The 15,981-nt window shown below is 70.0% G+C and carries 10 protein-coding genes; 7 read left to right on the top strand and 3 right to left on the bottom strand.

The window, feature by feature from the left end; all coding sequences use genetic code 11:
- Nucleotides 1–140 precede the first annotated feature (140 nt).
- The 4 genes from INN71_RS08865 (at nt 141) to INN71_RS08850 (ending at nt 4,522) form a co-directional block, all read left to right on the top strand.
- Nucleotides 141–1,187 (top strand): hypothetical protein, encoded by a 1,047-nt coding sequence (locus tag INN71_RS08865; protein ID WP_301800111.1) that lies wholly within the window; start codon nt 141–143, stop codon nt 1,185–1,187.
- 64 nt (nt 1,188–1,251) lie between these two features.
- Complete coding sequence (locus INN71_RS08860) at nt 1,252–2,247, top strand: hypothetical protein (protein WP_301800110.1); 996 nt, start codon at nt 1,252–1,254, stop codon at nt 2,245–2,247.
- Between the two features lie 43 nt (nt 2,248–2,290).
- Entirely contained in the window at nt 2,291–3,586 is a 1,296-nt protein-coding gene (locus INN71_RS08855; RefSeq protein WP_301800109.1) for an adenylosuccinate synthetase, read from the top strand.
- An 813-nt stretch (nt 3,587–4,399) separates the two neighbouring features.
- On the top strand, nt 4,400–4,522 hold the full coding sequence (locus tag INN71_RS08850; RefSeq protein ID WP_301800108.1) for a hypothetical protein: 123 nt from the start codon (nt 4,400–4,402) through the stop codon (nt 4,520–4,522).
- Nucleotides 4,523–4,738: 216 nt separating this feature from the next.
- Here the strand turns inward: INN71_RS08850 and INN71_RS08845 are convergent, their stop codons facing one another.
- Nucleotides 4,739–6,322: a hypothetical protein gene (locus INN71_RS08845; protein ID WP_301800107.1), complete on the bottom strand. Its 1,584-nt coding sequence runs from the start codon at nt 6,320–6,322 to the stop codon at nt 4,739–4,741.
- Nucleotides 6,323–6,916: 594 nt separating this feature from the next.
- On the opposite strand from INN71_RS08845, the gene INN71_RS08840 reads away from it, so the two are divergent.
- Both INN71_RS08840 and INN71_RS08835 read left to right on the top strand, forming a co-directional pair.
- Entirely contained in the window at nt 6,917–7,363 is a 447-nt protein-coding gene (locus INN71_RS08840) for a very short patch repair endonuclease (protein WP_301800106.1), read from the top strand.
- A gap of 10 nt (nt 7,364–7,373) precedes the next feature.
- Nucleotides 7,374–8,159: an HNH endonuclease gene (locus INN71_RS08835; RefSeq protein WP_301800105.1), complete on the top strand. Its 786-nt coding sequence runs from the start codon at nt 7,374–7,376 to the stop codon at nt 8,157–8,159.
- Here INN71_RS08835 and dcm read toward each other — a convergent pair.
- Complete coding sequence (gene dcm / locus INN71_RS08830; protein ID WP_301800104.1) at nt 8,156–9,595, bottom strand: DNA (cytosine-5-)-methyltransferase; 1,440 nt, start codon at nt 9,593–9,595, stop codon at nt 8,156–8,158. The genes INN71_RS08835 and dcm overlap by 4 nt on opposite strands.
- Before the next feature lie 128 nt (nt 9,596–9,723).
- Between dcm and INN71_RS08825 the strand changes: the two genes are divergently transcribed.
- Nucleotides 9,724–10,776 (top strand): hypothetical protein, encoded by a 1,053-nt coding sequence (locus tag INN71_RS08825; RefSeq protein WP_301800103.1) that lies wholly within the window; start codon nt 9,724–9,726, stop codon nt 10,774–10,776.
- A 15-nt stretch (nt 10,777–10,791) separates the two neighbouring features.
- Here the strand turns inward: INN71_RS08825 and INN71_RS08820 are convergent, their stop codons facing one another.
- The gene (locus INN71_RS08820) at nt 10,792–15,963 is read right to left on the bottom strand and encodes a DEAD/DEAH box helicase (protein WP_301800102.1); all 5,172 of its coding nucleotides are present in this window, start codon (nt 15,961–15,963) and stop codon (nt 10,792–10,794) included.
- Between the last annotated feature and the right edge of the window lie 18 nt (nt 15,964–15,981).

Raw genomic sequence — 15,981 nt, 5'->3', positions numbered from 1 at the left:
CGGGTCGCGGTATCAGCGGTAGTCATCCACTACCGCTCCTACCGCGACCCGCCAGGCCCCGCACCGCCCCGCCGGATCTTTTTTGTCTTTCTGACCAGAACCCCTTGCCATCCTATTAATTGTCGTCCAGACTATTAGTCATGAGCGACACCAAGACCCTCCTCCGCCAGGTCGAGGCGGCCACGACCGCCACGGACCTGTTCGGCCCGCCGAGCGCCGACGCGGGCGCGCGGCGGAGGGCGCGTCGTACGTTCCGCGTGCTGGCGTTCCACCTCCACCCCGACCGCCTCGCCACGGCGGCGCCCGGCGTCGACCGCGCCCGGGCGGCGGCCGCCTTCGCCAAGGCGACCGAGCTCCACGAGGCGTGGGGACGCGAGGCCGACGGAGACACGACGGACGCGCTCCAGGGCCGCCGCGGCACCTACGCCGCCGGCCCGCTGCTCGCCCGGGGCACGGTCGCCAACGTGCACGCCGTACCCGGCCAGGACGCGGTCGTGAAGATCGCCCGGCGCCCGGCCTCGTCGCGGTTCGTCCGCAACGAGCGCGACGCCCTGCAGGCGCTGCGGACCTTCACCGACCAGCCCGGCAACGGGTGGCTGGCGCCGTACTTCCCGCGCCTGCTCGACACCGCCACCGTCGGTTCCCCCACCGAGCGCCGCGAGGCGAACGTGCTGGGCTCGCTGGGCCGTGCGGACGGGTTCTACTCGCTGGCCCAGGTGCAGCAGGCCGCACCTGAGGGGCTCGACGGCCGCGACTGGGCGTGGATGCAGCGGCGTCTGCTGCGCGCGCTGGCCGGCGCCCACGCGGCGGGCCTCGTGCACGGCGCGCTCCTCCCGGAGAACGTGCTCATCCACCCGCGCGAGCACGGCGTCGTGCTGGCCGGCTGGTCGTTCGCGACCCGGCCCGGGCGCCCGGCCGAGGGGCGCGTGGCGTCGCAGGCCGCGGCGTACCCGCCCGAGGCGAGCACCGGCGTACTCACCCCCGCGAGCGACCTCTTCATGCTCGGCGCCCTCGGCCTCGCGCTGCTGCGACCCGAGGAGCGGGCGCAGCGCCGGTTCGCGGAGGGCTGCATGCAGGCGGCGCCGGCCATGCGGCCGCGGGCCGCGGACCTGCTGGAGGAGTACGACGACCTGCTGGACCGCCTCTACGGCGCCCGGCGGTTCCGCCCCTTCGCCGTCGCGGTCTGAGCCGCGACCCACCGACCAACCCACCACCGACGACACGAACAAGAGACGAGAGAAGGAGACAGCCATGGGCAACGGAGCGTGGAGCGACGAGAGCTACCGAGCGGCGGCGACGTTCCGCCGGCGCAGCGGGGCGGCGGACTTCGGCTACAGCGACGACGTGCGGCGCCGGCCGGCGTCGCAGTGGCGGGCGCACCCGACGCTGGACCCGAAGGACGTCGGCGTGCGCGAGTCGCGCGACTCGGTCGAGCACCCCAACAGCACGCCGATCGCGGTGTTCTTCGACGTGACCGGCTCGATGGGCACGGTGCCGCGGCAGATGCAGGCGGAGCTGGCCAAGCTGCACGGGCTGCTGCAGCGCAAGGGGTACGCCGAGGACCCGCAGATCATGTTCGGCGCGCTCGGCGACGCGGACACCGACTACGTGCCGCTGCAGGTGGGCCAGTTCGAGTCCGACAACCGGATGGACGAGCAGCTGCGCTCGATCTTCCTCGAGGGCAACGGCGGCGGGCAGCTGAGCGAGTCCTACGAGCTGGCGGCGTACTTCATGGCCCGCCACACCGCCACCGACGCGTGGGAGAAGCGCGGCAAGAAGGGCTACCTGTTCGTCATCGGCGACGAGATGGGCAAGCCGAGGCTGCGGGCGCGCTACGTCCGCGACCTCATCGGCGACCGGCTCCCCCGCGACCTCGACAGCGCGGCGCTGTGGCGCGAGGTGCAGGAGCGCTGGGAGGTGTTCTTCGTGCTGCCGAAGCAGACGACGCACTTCGACAACCCGAAGGTCAACGGCTACTGGGCCGACGTGCTCGGCGAGCGGCTGCTGCGCCTGGAGGACCCGGCGGCGGTCTGCGACCTCATCGCGCTGACCGTCGGCCTGCTCGAGGACGCCATCGACCTCGACGAGGGGCTCGAGGACCTGCGCGAGGTCGGCAGCGCCAGCGGCCCCGCGGTCGGTCGGGCGCTCGCCACGGTCGGCGCCCGCGGAGGCTCGGGTGGGGCCGGTACGACGACCCTCCCCGCCGCGCTCGCCTGCGACCTCGACGCACCCGACGACCTGGCTTGACCCGGTCTGAGCTGTTCTGAGCTGCACTGAGAGGAGATCCGTCATGGCACAGCCGCACCGCATCGTCGTCGGCCTCGGGTTCGGCGACGAGGCCAAGGGCGCCACCATCGACCACCTGTGCGCGCAGGGCGGGGTGAGCGCGGTCGTGCGGTTCTCGGGCGGCGCGCAGGCGGCGCACAACGTCGTCGTCGACGGGCTGCACCACACGTTCCGGCAGTTCGGGTCGGGGACGCTCGCGGGGGTGGCGTCCTACCTGAGCCGGCACGTGCTGGTGAGCCCGCAGGCGCTCGCGGTGGAGGCGGAGGAGCTGGCGGCGCTCGGGGTCGAGGATCCTCTCGGCCTCGTCGCCGTCAGCCCCGACGCCCTCGTGGTGACGCCGGTGCACCGCGCCGCGAACCGCACCCGCGAGGACCTGCGCGGCGACGGCCGGCACGGCTCGTGCGGGCTCGGGATCGGGGAGACGCAGTGGTACGCCCTCCCCGAGACCGCCGGCCACGCCGCCGTCCGGGTGCGCGACTGCCTCGACCCGGCCGGGCTGCGCACGAAGCTGATGGCGCTGGTCGACTTCTACGCGCCGCTCCTGGCGCAGGGCACCCACGAGGTGCCGAGCGTGCGGGAGATGGCGGTCGACCTGCTGGAGTTCGGCGCCGCGGTGGCGATCGTGCCGGACGCCGCCTACCTGCGGTCGGCCGCCGAGCGCGGCTCGCTGGTGTTCGAGGGGTCGCAGGGCGTGCTGCTCGACGAGTGGCGCGGCTTCCACCCGCACACGACGTGGTCGACCGTGACACCTTTGCCGGCGCAGCGTCTGTTGGCGGAGGCCGGGCTGGAGCGGGGCGAGGTCTGGGGTTCGACGCGGGCTTACGCCACGCGGCACGGTGCGGGGCCGTTCCCGACGGAGGACCCGGCCCTGGCCGTGTTCCTGCCCGAGCCCCACAACGGGTACGGCGAGTACCAGGGCTCCTGGCGCGTCGGCCACCTCGACCTCGTGCTCCTCGAGTACGCCGCGCGCGTCTGCCGGGTGAGTGGGGGGCTCGATCGGGTGGCGGTGAGCCACGTCGATGTGGTCGAGGCTGCCGGGGGGCGGGTCGGGGTGGCCCGGGGGTACGCGTCGCTGCCGCTCGGGGATCTGGAGGACTTGGAGCACCAGGAGCGGTTGACACGGGCGCTGCTCGGCGTGCGGCCCGTGGTCGAGGCGGTGGAGGGGGACGTCGTCGACGTCATCTCCGGGGTGCTCGGCGTGCCCGTGGCGTCCGTTGCGTACGGCGCCGCTCGTAGTGACCGGGTGGGTACGGCGGCTGCTCAGGCTGCTCGAAGGGTGTTCGTCGCGCAACGGATCTAGGTCAACGGGTTGTCGGTGCGCATCGAGGACGATGACTTCTATCGCGGCGGCACCGCGCTGGACGTCACAGGGTGCGGACGGACGAGGATTCGATCCGCACTGTGAGCCGATTGCCGCCCGAGAACCTTGAGCCAGCAATCCACAACCTGGTTCGAGACGCGGTCGTGGTGAGAGACCACAACCCGTTCCTGGCGATGCACCACACGTTCAGATGGCGCCGGGCGGGCGCGGACATACAGATGGGCGTCCGTCCTGCAGTCGACCGCTGTGTAGCGCGCGGGCTCGTCCGGCGTACAACGGCGAGGGAGCTGCGACCCGGGCGACGACGGGACCCGCCGGCCCCTGAACGGACCGGCGAGTCCTTGCCCTTCACCTACTGTGGCGACAAGAGGTTCCTGTCCAGGCGAACGAGGAGCGACGAACGTGATCATCGGTGCGTACGGCCAGTTCTGAGACCGCGATCTTGTCGACTTCGCCTCCCGCGGGTGGCGTCTGCCCGGCCGTCGCGACAACAACGCTGGCACTCTCCGGGTCGCCGACTTCCGGACGGCGCGTGGCGTCTACGTGCTCTACAACGAAGTGGGGTCTATTTCGTCGGGCTGGCTTCCGGGAGCCAGGGACTGGGCGGGCGGTTGCAAAATCATACGGCAGACAGTCACGGCGCCGGCTGGTCGCGCTTCTCGTGGTTCGCCTTCGACATGCCGTCTGACGACGAGACGGACGACGACGGCGTGCTGCAGATGGAGCGGGGGGTAGAGCTTCGAGGCGGAGGACCTAGTCACCATCCGTGACCTCGAGGCGCTGCTCCAGCGGGTGACGCAGCCCTTCGCGAACGGCAACCGCACGCAGTTCGCAGGGGGCGAGGAGTGGACGCAGGTTGCGACGCGGGCCCCGGAGATCAAGACGTTCGACGACTACCGCGGGCGCCTCGGCTGAGTCGCGTCGTACCAAGAGGGGTCCCCAGCAGCACAGCCACTTGTCGATCTTCACCGCGACACGCGCCCCGTACCGCTCGTTGACCGTGTTGGCGTGCGCGTGGTACCGACGCGTCGCTCTCGTAGTCCGCGAGATCCGCGGACCGCACGAGGCCGCATCGGCTCGTCACCTGGTGCCGCCACAGACGCGTTCTCCTCCGGCCGGCGCTTCCACCCTTCAATCCTCCGTGCCTCGCGCCGTGACACCCGTCGAGGATCCACCGTCAGCAGGTGGGACGGCCAACGACGGGCCTACGATCGGGGAGTCTGGAATCTCGCTCTGCGGGAGGTTCATGTGGCTGCCCAACAGGTCCGCAAGCATCCGTGCGGCTGATTCCTGGGCCGAGTCCCCGATCTCGAGGTCGTACGGCAAGTTGTCGTCTGGGGTAACCACCGTCAACTGCGCCTTCTTGCGTGTTGCCTCAGGTTGGTACCGCACGTAGCGGACGGCATCGAGGCTGACCGACCGGTTGATCTCGCCGTACCGCTCGAAGTCTTCTTTCGCCAGGACGAGCAGCCGCTTGTCAGTCACCGCCAGGTAGTGCGTCCAGGACCGGCCAGACCACTTGACCTTCGTCCCGGCGATCGCGAGGAGGTCCTCGTCGTCGAGGTGCCAGCGGACAACCTTCGTCAGGTGCTCCGGTGGCGCACCCGCGAACGCGACGATCGCGGGCTGCGGAACCGGCGGTTCCTGGGCGCGCACCGACTCGCGCAGCGCGCCGACCTGGTTCCTCAACGCACCTGAAACACGGGCAACGTTCTTCGCATCGCGGCGAGCCTTGGTGAAGGGGATCGTCCTCTTCCCAGGAAGATCGGCGAGCACCGAGCACTCCCGATGAAGCTGGCGGAGCAGCGTGTCCACAGCGTCCAGCTCGCGGTCGTGCTCTGCGCGGGCGTCGGTCACGATCTTCTCGACCAGGGAGTCGGGTTCGTTGGGATCGGCGTGCACACGGCTAGCCCTGATTGCTTGATAAGTGAACCACGCAGCCTGCGCCCGGAGCATTGCCTGCGCATCAGTGACTATGGCTTCCGCGTGGTGCGTCAGGTAGTCCGCTCGACCTCGGGCATCCTTCCTGGCGGCGAGCGCCATCGCGTGATTCATCACGTTGGCGCGGAAGAGTGCGCGGCTCGCGCGCAACTCTGCTTCGTGACCCGCCACGTTCTCCCAGATGTGTCCGGTCACCAGTCCGACGTGTCCGGCCTCCTCGATGGCCTTGTGCATCGCGCCTTGGAGCCCATCAACGCTCGCCCACTGTTCGCGTCTGACCGTCTGCAGCAGCTCGTCGGTCAGCTCGATGTTCTCCCGCACAAGACGAGTGATGCTGGCGAGCTGCATCTGGATCATGAGCAGCGCAATGGCAGGCCCCAACGAGGCAGCCACAGTGACGGCGCCTGCGGTCCCTGCCGGGACCCACTGGACGGAGTGGGCGAACTTCCCCGAGGTATTGACGAGGGTGCCGAGGTTGGCCCCTGCCGCATTGGTCAAGGGCGTCGCCGTCTGCAGCGCCTTCAGTGTCTCTGGCGTGAGCCGGACCAGACCCTGGAGTCCAGCTGTCGCCTGGCTGGCCTGGGCGACGACGCTTCCAGCGCCCGAGAGTGCACTGACCGCGTTGGTCGCAGAGCGCGCGGCCCCGGCTGGAAGAAGCACCTGGGGTACCAGGTCGATGCCGGCAACCGGCCCGTCAGCGAAGAGGAGCGCCAGTCCAGGACAGCCCTCTACCTCGACAAGCGTGGCCGGGGCGGCTTCCGTCGAAGCGTTCATAGCGTTGTCCTATCACCGCGGGTCCCCGTGCGTCGGGCATTGGACCTAATCAACTCTGTAGTGCGGCCCCTGCGCCCGAATCTGCCTCGCGTGGATCACGACGCCGCACGGCAGTCAAGCCCCTCTACGGCGGGACTCGGGTAACCGCTCGCGGCCACGACGGGGCCGTCGCGTCAGGGGCTGGACGAGCTCGTCGGCTGTTACATCTCGCGGGGAACGGGTCTTGTTCGCAGTCGCGCGGCCCCTGAGGCGGGGGTCTCGTAGTGACAGAACGAGCACACCTCACCCGCGCCGGGTCCGACGCTGCATGCTCCGGCTCGCGACACCGAGGAAGACTTCGAGTCGTATCCCTCGTGGCGGAGGACGTGCTCGCGGGCTGCACGGAACCCGCAGCGGTCGCGGAACGTGTCAACCCCCACGGCGTCGTGCTTGTCGAGCCCCTGCAGGACGTGCTCGCGGCGCACCGCGTCGAAGTTCGGTACGCCTCCACCGAAGGACCGGACCGGCGTCGTCGGCGGACACGCCAGCGGGGGCGGTCCAGCGAGCCGTCCCACCTGCCGCGACCACGTCAGCCCACCGTGCTTCCCTTGCAGGGTGAGCGGTGACGGGAGCCCCGGTGCCGAGCCGGCGCGCACGAGCCCGGGCGAGGCGCTGAGCCGCAAGATGTCCACCCTCGCCCGCCGGGACACGGCGCCGGAGCTCGGGCTCCGTCGTGAGCTGCACCGCCGTGGACTGCGTTATCGCGTCCAGGTCAAGGTCCCGGGCAACAACCGCCGCACCATCGACACCGCGTTCACGCGGGTCCGGCTGGCCGTCTACGTCGACGGCTGCTTCTGGCACGGATGCCCGCAACACCACCACGCCCCGAAGGGCAACGCCGAGTGGTGGCGCTGGAAGGTCCAGCGGAACAAGGAGCGGGACCGCGACACCGACCGCGAGCTGCGCGCCGCTGGCTGGGAGATCCTCCGAGTCTGGGAGCACGAGCCGGTTGCCGCCGCAGCAGACGCCGTCGAGACTGCATACCTCGACCGCATCTGTTGACGGGGGAACGTTGCCAGACACACCGAAGCTGAAGAAGACCGAGTGGCCCGTCCACATCACCGATGCCCTCGGCATCCCCAGTATCCGAGGCAAGGCCGGCCCGTGGCACTCGACCGGTGACACGGTCGATCTCGCATGGTTCCACGCCATGTGCGACCTGCTGGGCATTGACTACCCCGGCGAGCGCATCCGGTCGATGCGGGCCATCATCCAGGCCGTCGGCGGGACGTGGGTCGCCGACCGGCACAGCTCGGACGTCCCCGGCAAGAAGGCTGGCGGCAACGTCCGACGGGAGGCCTTTGAAGACCTGTGGGGCTTGCTCCACACGTCCGGTCTGCTCACCTCGGAGCACCGACCCGCGGCGACGGACGATCCCCTGCAGTCGCTGGTCGGCGGGCAGCTGCCCGAGCCGCGGTGGTCCCTCCAACGCATCCGGTTGCGGATGGGCCAGCCTGCCTTCCGCGCACGGCTCCTCGCCGCCTACGGCGGGCGCTGCGCGGTCACGGACACCGACGTCCCGGAGACGTTGGAAGCGGCCCACATCGTTGCCCACGCCGACGGGGGCACGACCGAGACCTCGAACGGCATCCTCCTGCGGGCCGACCTGCACTCCCTGTTCGATCTCCGGCTCATCGCAGTGGACACCTCGGCATGGACCCTCGTGGCGCATCCCGAGATCCGCAGCAGGAAGTTCGGCCAAGAGCTCCACGAGGCGCCATTGAGACTCCCGGCCGAGCCGGCGGACCGGCCGGCAGCGAGCTCCCTCGAGGCCCACCGCAAGGCCGCTGGGTTCTAGCGGGTGACGGGGCGCGCGAGTCGAACGTCCGGGTTCGTCGGCGACGCATCGACCGCGGCCACGATGTGGGCCGGGATCTCGTGCCGGTGCCGGTTCACGTACTCGCGGAACACGTAGTAGGCCGCCCCGACGTTCACGCCGTTGCCCATCTGCTTGTACGACGCAGCGTCTGTCTGCGGGACCGAGACACCGGTGTCGGGCGAGCTCTGCGAGAACTCGAACCAGTCGGGCAGACCTTGTAGCCGCGCCGCTTCACGCGGCGTGAGACGACGCCGTTCGCCGAGGATGGACGTCTGTGTGATCGCGACCAGCGCAGGGACGTAGTCGGGACGCTTTGCGCGGATTCCGGATGGGCGGAAGTGCATGATCGTGTCCCCGAGGGGACGGTGCTCACCCGCCTGCCACTCGAACTTCCGACGGGACGGCGGGAAGGAGTCGAGGATCGGCGCGAACCGGTCGATCACCCCTCGGTGACGCTCGTAGAAGGCGGCGTTCTTGCGAAGGAAGTCCTGCTTCCAGCGCGGAATGGGGTCGCCCATCAGCGCCGCGGCCTCGATCTCGTCCTCGGCATCGGCGACGGGCTTGAACGCGTCGTACCAGATGGGGAAGCCCGGCAACCGCTCCCCCGGCTCCAGGCTGGCCGCCACCTCGGTCAGGAGGGAGTCCCAGGTCTGGATCATCTTCAGTTCGGCAGACTCGAGGGAGTACTTGTCGGGCACCTCGGCATCCAGCTGCAACGGCAGGTCGGCGGCAAGGTCCCACCGTTCCTTCGACCAATCGAACGCGAGGCCGCGGGTCGACACGATCGGGTCGTCACGGGTCGAGGGGTCCATCGACACGTCCGTCCCCACGTGGTGGGCCAGGATGAACACCCGCTCGCGCACCTGTGGGCGTCCCCCGAGCTCACGCGGGAGCAGGTGGGGCGAGAAGACCGCCGGCGCGTCGGCCGTGCGGTACCCGAGTTCGCGAAGGGTCCGGACGATCGTGCGGAAGGTCGTGTCCCTGTGCCGGGGGCCGGCGAGGTTGCGCACGTTCTCCAGGAGCACCACGGACGGACGCACGGCGGGCTCGGCGAGGATCCGGGCGATGTTCCAGAACAGCGTGCCTCTTGTCTCGTCCATCCCCCGTTGAAAACCGCTCTTGGAGAACGGCTGGCACGGGAAGCCCCCGGCCAGGACGTCGGCGTGCGGCACGGCGACGCTCGGATCGGTCAGCTCCACGATGTCCCCGCTCACTGCGAACCGGTCCACGCCGGCTGGCAGCTCCGCAGCGGCTTCCCGCAGGGGACGCAGCCAGTTGTGGTCGTAGACCGCTGCCGCTGCGCGATCGATCTCGCTAGCGAAGGCCCACGTTCCGCCGGCTGCGTGCAAGGCGGCGTGGAATCCACCGACCCCCGCGAAGAGGTCGGCGAAGGTGAAGGTGGCCGTCGAGCTCATGTTCGAAGCTTACCCCCGTTTGGGCGTCGCGCGAAGCCGCCATCCACATCGTGCCCCCGGGAGCCGAACCATCCTGGGCGGCGCGCCATTCCCGCTCGGCTTACCGGCGCGAACGGTAGGTTCGACCGGTGGATGGAGTGATCTCAGAGCCGTCGCGGGAGGCCCTGCGCATCGGCCGGTTCGTCGACCTGGTCAGCGAGATGCTCGAGCGTTCGGACTACCTGCTGCCGCTTGCGGCCGGACAGCGACAGTTCCGGCAGGACAACTACAACATGGCGTCGGCCGCCCTGCTCGAGGACCTCTTCTTCGACGCCCTCGGCATGTTCGTGCGCGAGAACCACCCTGCGGTCGCACTGGAGCGCAGGACGGGCAAGGAGGTGTGGGACTACGGCGTGGACGGGTTGCGCCTCAGCCACAAGGAGAGCCTGAGCGCGAACATCTCCGTCTGGTGGACCGCTGGCGACCGGCTTGGTTCGTCCAGGGGCTACGTGCCCAAGCCCGAGTACCGCACGTTCACAGCCGAGCACCCGATCGTGATGGTGTACTCCGGCTGCGGAGCCCTCGACTGGTCGGCGTCCGCTGACGTACTAGCCGCTCCCCGCTTGTCCGGCGAGCCGGAACCGCGGAGCGGGACCCTTGTCGGTTCACTCGGTTGCAGGGCCATCGCTGGCCGCGAGGCGCCTGGAGCGTGTTCCCTCGTCCTGGCCAGGCAGTCGGACCCGGGGACGCTGCTGGTCGAGCGGGTGTGGCGGTCTGACGAGTGGACGTCCCTGGGATTCCACGACCTATGGCCCATCCTCGGCGGCCCGGGGATCGGCGAGCGCGACCTGTGGCTCGATCGCGAGTACGCCCACGGTCGCGCCGGTCTCGGGCCGCTCGCCGGTGTCGCCCAGGGCGCTGAGCTCGCCCTCGGACCCGCCAGCCTCCTCCCCGGCATCTACGTGGTGCCCGCGTCGGCGATGGTCGACGTACCCATGGTGGCCAACAACCGGGCACACTCGTTCGACCCGGTCGCCGTTCGCGAGCTCCTGCTCGGGGCTAAGGCGGAGGGGTTCTACACGGCTTTCCCCGCATGGTTCGCGCACTTCGCCGTCTCACAACCGCCGAACCTCTACGCGAAGCAGCGGGAGCAGTACGAGGCGTTGTTCGCGGCGCGCCGACGCGACACCCCCGATGCCTAGCCTCCGACGCCCTGATCAGACCAGCAGCTGGTAAAGGCTCTCGGGGTACGCCCGGACCGACCTCACGTCCTTCATCGAGACGGACACGCCCGCGTCGGCCAGCCGGCGGTTGCACGCCGCCTGTGCACCGTTCCAACCGGCTGGGTCGAGACGCCACAACGGGTGCGTGAGCACTACTGCGCGGCTCCCGCTGAGGACGACGACGAGCCCCTCCGTCACCTCCACCCTCGGCGTGGACAGTGCGTCGCCGAAGTCCCGGATGAAGGAGGCGGCGGTGGCCTCCGCGAGACCCATCCAGCGCGACTCGACCAGCGGCCGGCCCAGCACCAGCTCGGCGACGTCGAGAGCCAGCCGCCAGTCCAGGGCGGGGTGCAGGTGACGGTTGTCGTAGGAGCGGAGGCAGTCAGGACACGATGAGTCGCAGTCCGCATGGTCGAGCGCGAGCCACGAGGCGCCTAGTTCGTCGGTGATCTTGGTGACGACGGCCGAGAGCCGTTCGGGTCGACCGAGCTCAGAAGCGTACCCCGCCCCGTTCTCGAGCATGTCGGCCACGTACACGTTGGCCGTGACGACGTCGGCGACCCGACGACCTTGCAGGCCCACGGTGATCTCTCCCGGATCGATGTCGAGCTCGGCCTGCACCCCGCGCCGCAGGGCCTCGCCGAACGACTGCAGGGCCGCCAGTCCGTTGGCGCACCTGTGCGACGCGGTGGCGACGACACCGTCTGCGAGCCCGATCCCCCGGGGGAGGACGAGCAGAGCGTCGGTTACCCGGATGTCACCGATGGCGCCCCGGGGGCCGGGCCCTGCGGGGCCGTCCACCACGACGTGACTGCCGTCGGGCTGCCGCTCGGTGGCGAAGAGGTTGCCGGCGTTGTCGTTCACCGTGAGGAGCGTGCCCTGGTCGATGACCCAGACGTCCATGCACTCGACCCTCGTCGGATTCTCTGGTGCCTCGACCCAGCCCAGCACGGGACGTGACGCGCTGGTGGACACGTGCTCCTCGGTCCGGCGGTCGCTCCGCTCCGGGGACGCGCGGAACCCGGCCGGCTGCCACATCCGTGATCGCCGGAGCGATCCTCCGCACACCGGGCAGGACCCCGGGTCCATCTCGGAGCCGCTCACCGCGTAGCTGCACTCGACGCAGCGCTCGATGACGACGCTCGCCTCCAGCGGGTCACGCGACCTGCCGCCCCGCTTGTAGTCAGCGAAGCCGTCGACGGTGTAGACCCAACCGTCTCTCGTCACCAGCGAGCCCGGGGAGAACACGGATACCGCCTGATTGAGGGGGCGCTGGGAGATCTCCTCGGCCTTCCCACCTCCGCTCCCTGGGTAGTAGAGCTCCCGGACTCGGGTGGGGAACCCGAACATGGGCAGCACCCCTGCATTGGCAAGCCGCTCCGACAGCTCCCACTGGGTGAACAACGGGTCGGTCGTCACGGAGTTGACGGTCGGGACGAGCTCGTTCCGGATCCATGAGGCGATGCCTCGGACCTGCACACCGGAGAGGCCCGTGTGTACCGCAAGGCGTTCCACGACCCGATCGACCTCGGGTGATCCCCGAAGGAAGGACTCGATACCCGACCGTCGGGAGGGCCACTCGTCGGTCCGCCCGAACGACCCGTGCACGCTGCCACGTGAGGGCGGAGGTTCAGCTAGGCCCCGCATCGCCTGTCGCATCACCTCAGCACTTGCCACCCGGCGCAAGATCGTCTCCCGAGCGGTGTCGAGGAACGGCTGCGGGGGCGGATCGCCCGTGATGCGGTGGGCATCGCTGAAGTAGTAGTCGTCGTGCGAGCGGTCGCGGCACAGGGTCGCAGCGTAGGAGAAGGGCTGGCCGGCCCGGCCGGCCCGGCCCACCCGCTGCTGGTAGTTGAAGCGCTGCGGTGGCATGTTGCCCATGACCGTCGCGCTGAGCGACCCGATGTCGACCCCCACCTCCATCGTGGTCGTCACGCTGAGCACGTCGATTGGTGACGTCCTGGGGTTCTCCTCCGGTGCCGGGAGCAGCGCCCCTCGGAAGCGGCGCTGCCGGGACCTGGCCAACGACGGCGGACTGGTCTGACCGGTGAGCTCGGCGACAGCCAACCTCGCGGGCTCGTGCGCGCTGAGCCGCGCGTAGTAGTCCCCGGCCGCGAGCGGAGCCAGGTCGTGCACCAGGAGCTCGCCCGTGCACTTTGCGCGTACGCACACTCCGCACGAATCATGGAGGTGGCGGGTGGCGCAGCGGGAGCACACCCAGACCTTGCCCCCGTGAGCCGTCAGGGCAAGCGGCAGGTCGAGGCGGTCGAGCTCCAACGACCGCTCCGCGAGCAGCGGCTGCAGCGCCGACCAGACGGCCGTGGCCAGCTGCCCTTCGTCCATGCCCCTCCTGGTCGCGACCCGGGCGATGAAGTCCGTCGCACGGCTAGGCAAGTCCTTCTTCCGCGGCGCATGGCCCGGAATCCATCGGTCGCTGAGGCCGAGGATGCGCAGCACGGACCTGACGACGGGGCGCAAGTCTTCGCCGATATCGTCACCACCCACGAGGTCGAGATGGGCCACGAGCGTGGCCTCGAGGTCCCGCCCCCTGCCCCCGAGCAGGGCGTCGCCCAGCGCCATGACGAGGTACCGCCTGTAGAGCGCCAAGTACTTCTGCTTGACCGGTCCGGGCGGCAACGGGTCCCACTCGCCAGCCTCGGGGGGATCGAACGCGCGGTTCCACGGCTTGCCGTCCTCGAGCTCCGTGAGGGCTGCACGCTGCCCACCGGGCGGGACTCCGAGGCGGACGAGGTCTTGGGTCAGCTGCTCGACGAGGTCGGGCCACGGGGTGGACCGGTTCCCCACGCGCGACGCCTCGAACTGGCGGACCACCTCGTCGTGCTCCGCACGGGCGAGGCCTCCTGCCCGGTAGAGGTACGCGAAGGCGACCTCCGGGTGCTGCTGACGAAGCTGGTCGTACCGGGCCATGTCGCTGGGAGGTAACCCCCCAGGGAAAGCCCCGTCGCGGAGGAGGCGGACCGTGTCGTCTTCACGCTCCAACGACCGGCGCACCAGCTGACGCACGAGATCGGCGAAACTGTTCTCGGCAAGACCCATCGCCGTCGTGGCCGCGTCGTCCCTGCTGTCCGTGAACACGATGGTCTTCTCCGGCATCGTGGTGGCCGACACCGACCGGACGACCTCCGAGACCAGCAACTGCGTCGCTTGATCGATGCCTTGGGTGTGGGCACGAATGGGGGAGCGCACGACGCCGTACCGGAAGCGCTGCTGCACGTCCTTGTGGCCGCACGAGGGACACAGCGACGGGAGCGAAGGCGGGGACCAGCCGCTCGGGCACCCGCTGTAGCCCAGCGTCAGCCCCGTGGCGCTGCTTCCGGCGCCGAGGTCGACGTACCCGAGGCGGGGGTGCAGCTCGACCTTGTTGAAGGTCAGCTTGATCTTGGCGTCCCCCGGCCCGGGATGCTCCCAGGTCTTGGCGCTGTGGACGGCGCCAGGCCGATACCAGACATAGGTGTCGACGCTGCGCCTGAACACCAGCCTGCCGCTCGCGTCGGTGGCCTGGGTCGGGGTCGACGCCAGGTAGACCCCGTCCGCGCCGTTCCTCGCCACGACGTGGCCGCCCAGTCCGAGATCGCCGCAGTGGTCGCAGTACAACAGCTCGAGGACCCTGGCCCCGCAGTCGCAGAAGTGACGCGGCCTGGAGAACAGCTTGCCGACCTGCGACGAGGACGAACGACTGACTGCGCTGCACAGGGGGTCGCAACACGCCCAGATCCCACGCATGGACCGCAACAGCACGTGTGCACGGAAGGGGATCTGGCCGGGTGAGGGCGTCCCGCCGAGCGCAGTGAGGACGTCGTCGAGGAGGGCCTCGTAGCCGGGTCCCCCGAAGAGGTTCGAGGCCACCACCGGCACGGGAGTGGCGCGCAGCGTCAGCGGCGAGCCACTGTGGTGGCAGGCAGCGGCGACTGCGTCGTCGAGCCCCTGCAGCTCTCCGTGGGCGACCTGGTCGGCTACGTCACCGGGCGTCACCGGGAGCAGAGCACGGGGCTGCCTCTGCAAGCCCGCTACCGTCGTGAACCGGCTGCGCGGCAGGCCGAAGAACCGCTCCAAGTAGCCCGACTGGTGCTCGTCGAGCGATGCGCTGGTGGCAATGACCCTCAGCTGAGCACTGTCGGGTCCGAGACCGAGTCGGTCGCAGAGGTTGCGGACGATCATCGACACCTCGGCGCCCTGGGTGCCGCGATACAGGTGCAGCTCGTCGACGACCAAGGTGAGCTGGCGGCCCAGGTCCTCCGCCAGCCAGGCTCGAGTCCTGTCGAAGACCGGCTGCTCGAGGTCGCGCATGAGCATGACGTTGAGCATCGAGTAGTTCGTCACCAGGATGTCGGGCGGCGCAGCCACCATGTCCCAGCGGGCCACCATCTCCACGGCGCGGGGGTCGGAGACCTGTGCCGTCAGGTCCTCGTCCGCGCCGACGAGGCGCTCGGCCTCGCTCGCCATCGCGGTGAGCTCGCGTGCGACCTCGTCGAGCTTGGTGTGCCGGCCTCGTTCTGGCATCACCGACCCGCCGGGAGACGCCCCGGTGTAGCGCCCGAACCACAGCTCGGGTCCCCCGAGGTCCCGCAGCCTCCGCAACGTCTTGCGGAGCCGGGCGATCTGGTCCTCCACCAGAGCGTTCATCGGGTAGAGGACGATCGTCCGCAGGGCGGCTTCACGCGACGAGCGGCGCGACGGCGTCCATCGCAGGGGAGAGGACGCCCACCACTGGTCCGTGGGGGCACCCGGGGCCCAGCCGCGCGCCTCCATCAGCAGCCGAGCCACCACGGGCAGCAAGAACGCCTCCGTCTTGCCCGAACCGGTCCCCGACGTGACGACGGGGTGACGGACGTCGTCACCGCCCAGGAGCGAGATGCGCAACGCGTCTGCTTGGTGCTGGCGCAGCATAAGGCTGGAAACGTCGGCCAGCCCGAAGACGCTCTTGAGGAGCAGCTCGGACTCTTCCGGGGTCAACCCGACGGCGGCGCAGGTCTCGAGGCCGTGCTCGGTTCCGGGGTACGGCAGGACCGGCTCGAGCTGCACGTCCTGGAAAAGGGTTCCGGGTGCGGCGAGCAGGCGACGACGTTCTGCCATGACGCCGGCGTCGCGAAGCCAATAAGCGGTGTCGACATACGAGAGCACGGCCTCGCGGATCGAGCTGGACACCGCTCCTGGCGGCGGGAC

This window comes from Nocardioides sp. ChNu-153 (assembly GCF_030466625.1).
Taxonomy (GTDB): Bacteria; Actinomycetota; Actinomycetes; order Propionibacteriales; family Nocardioidaceae; genus Nocardioides.
Note: the sequence above shows the minus strand (reverse complement) of the source record. Positions and strands in the feature narration are given on the sequence as shown.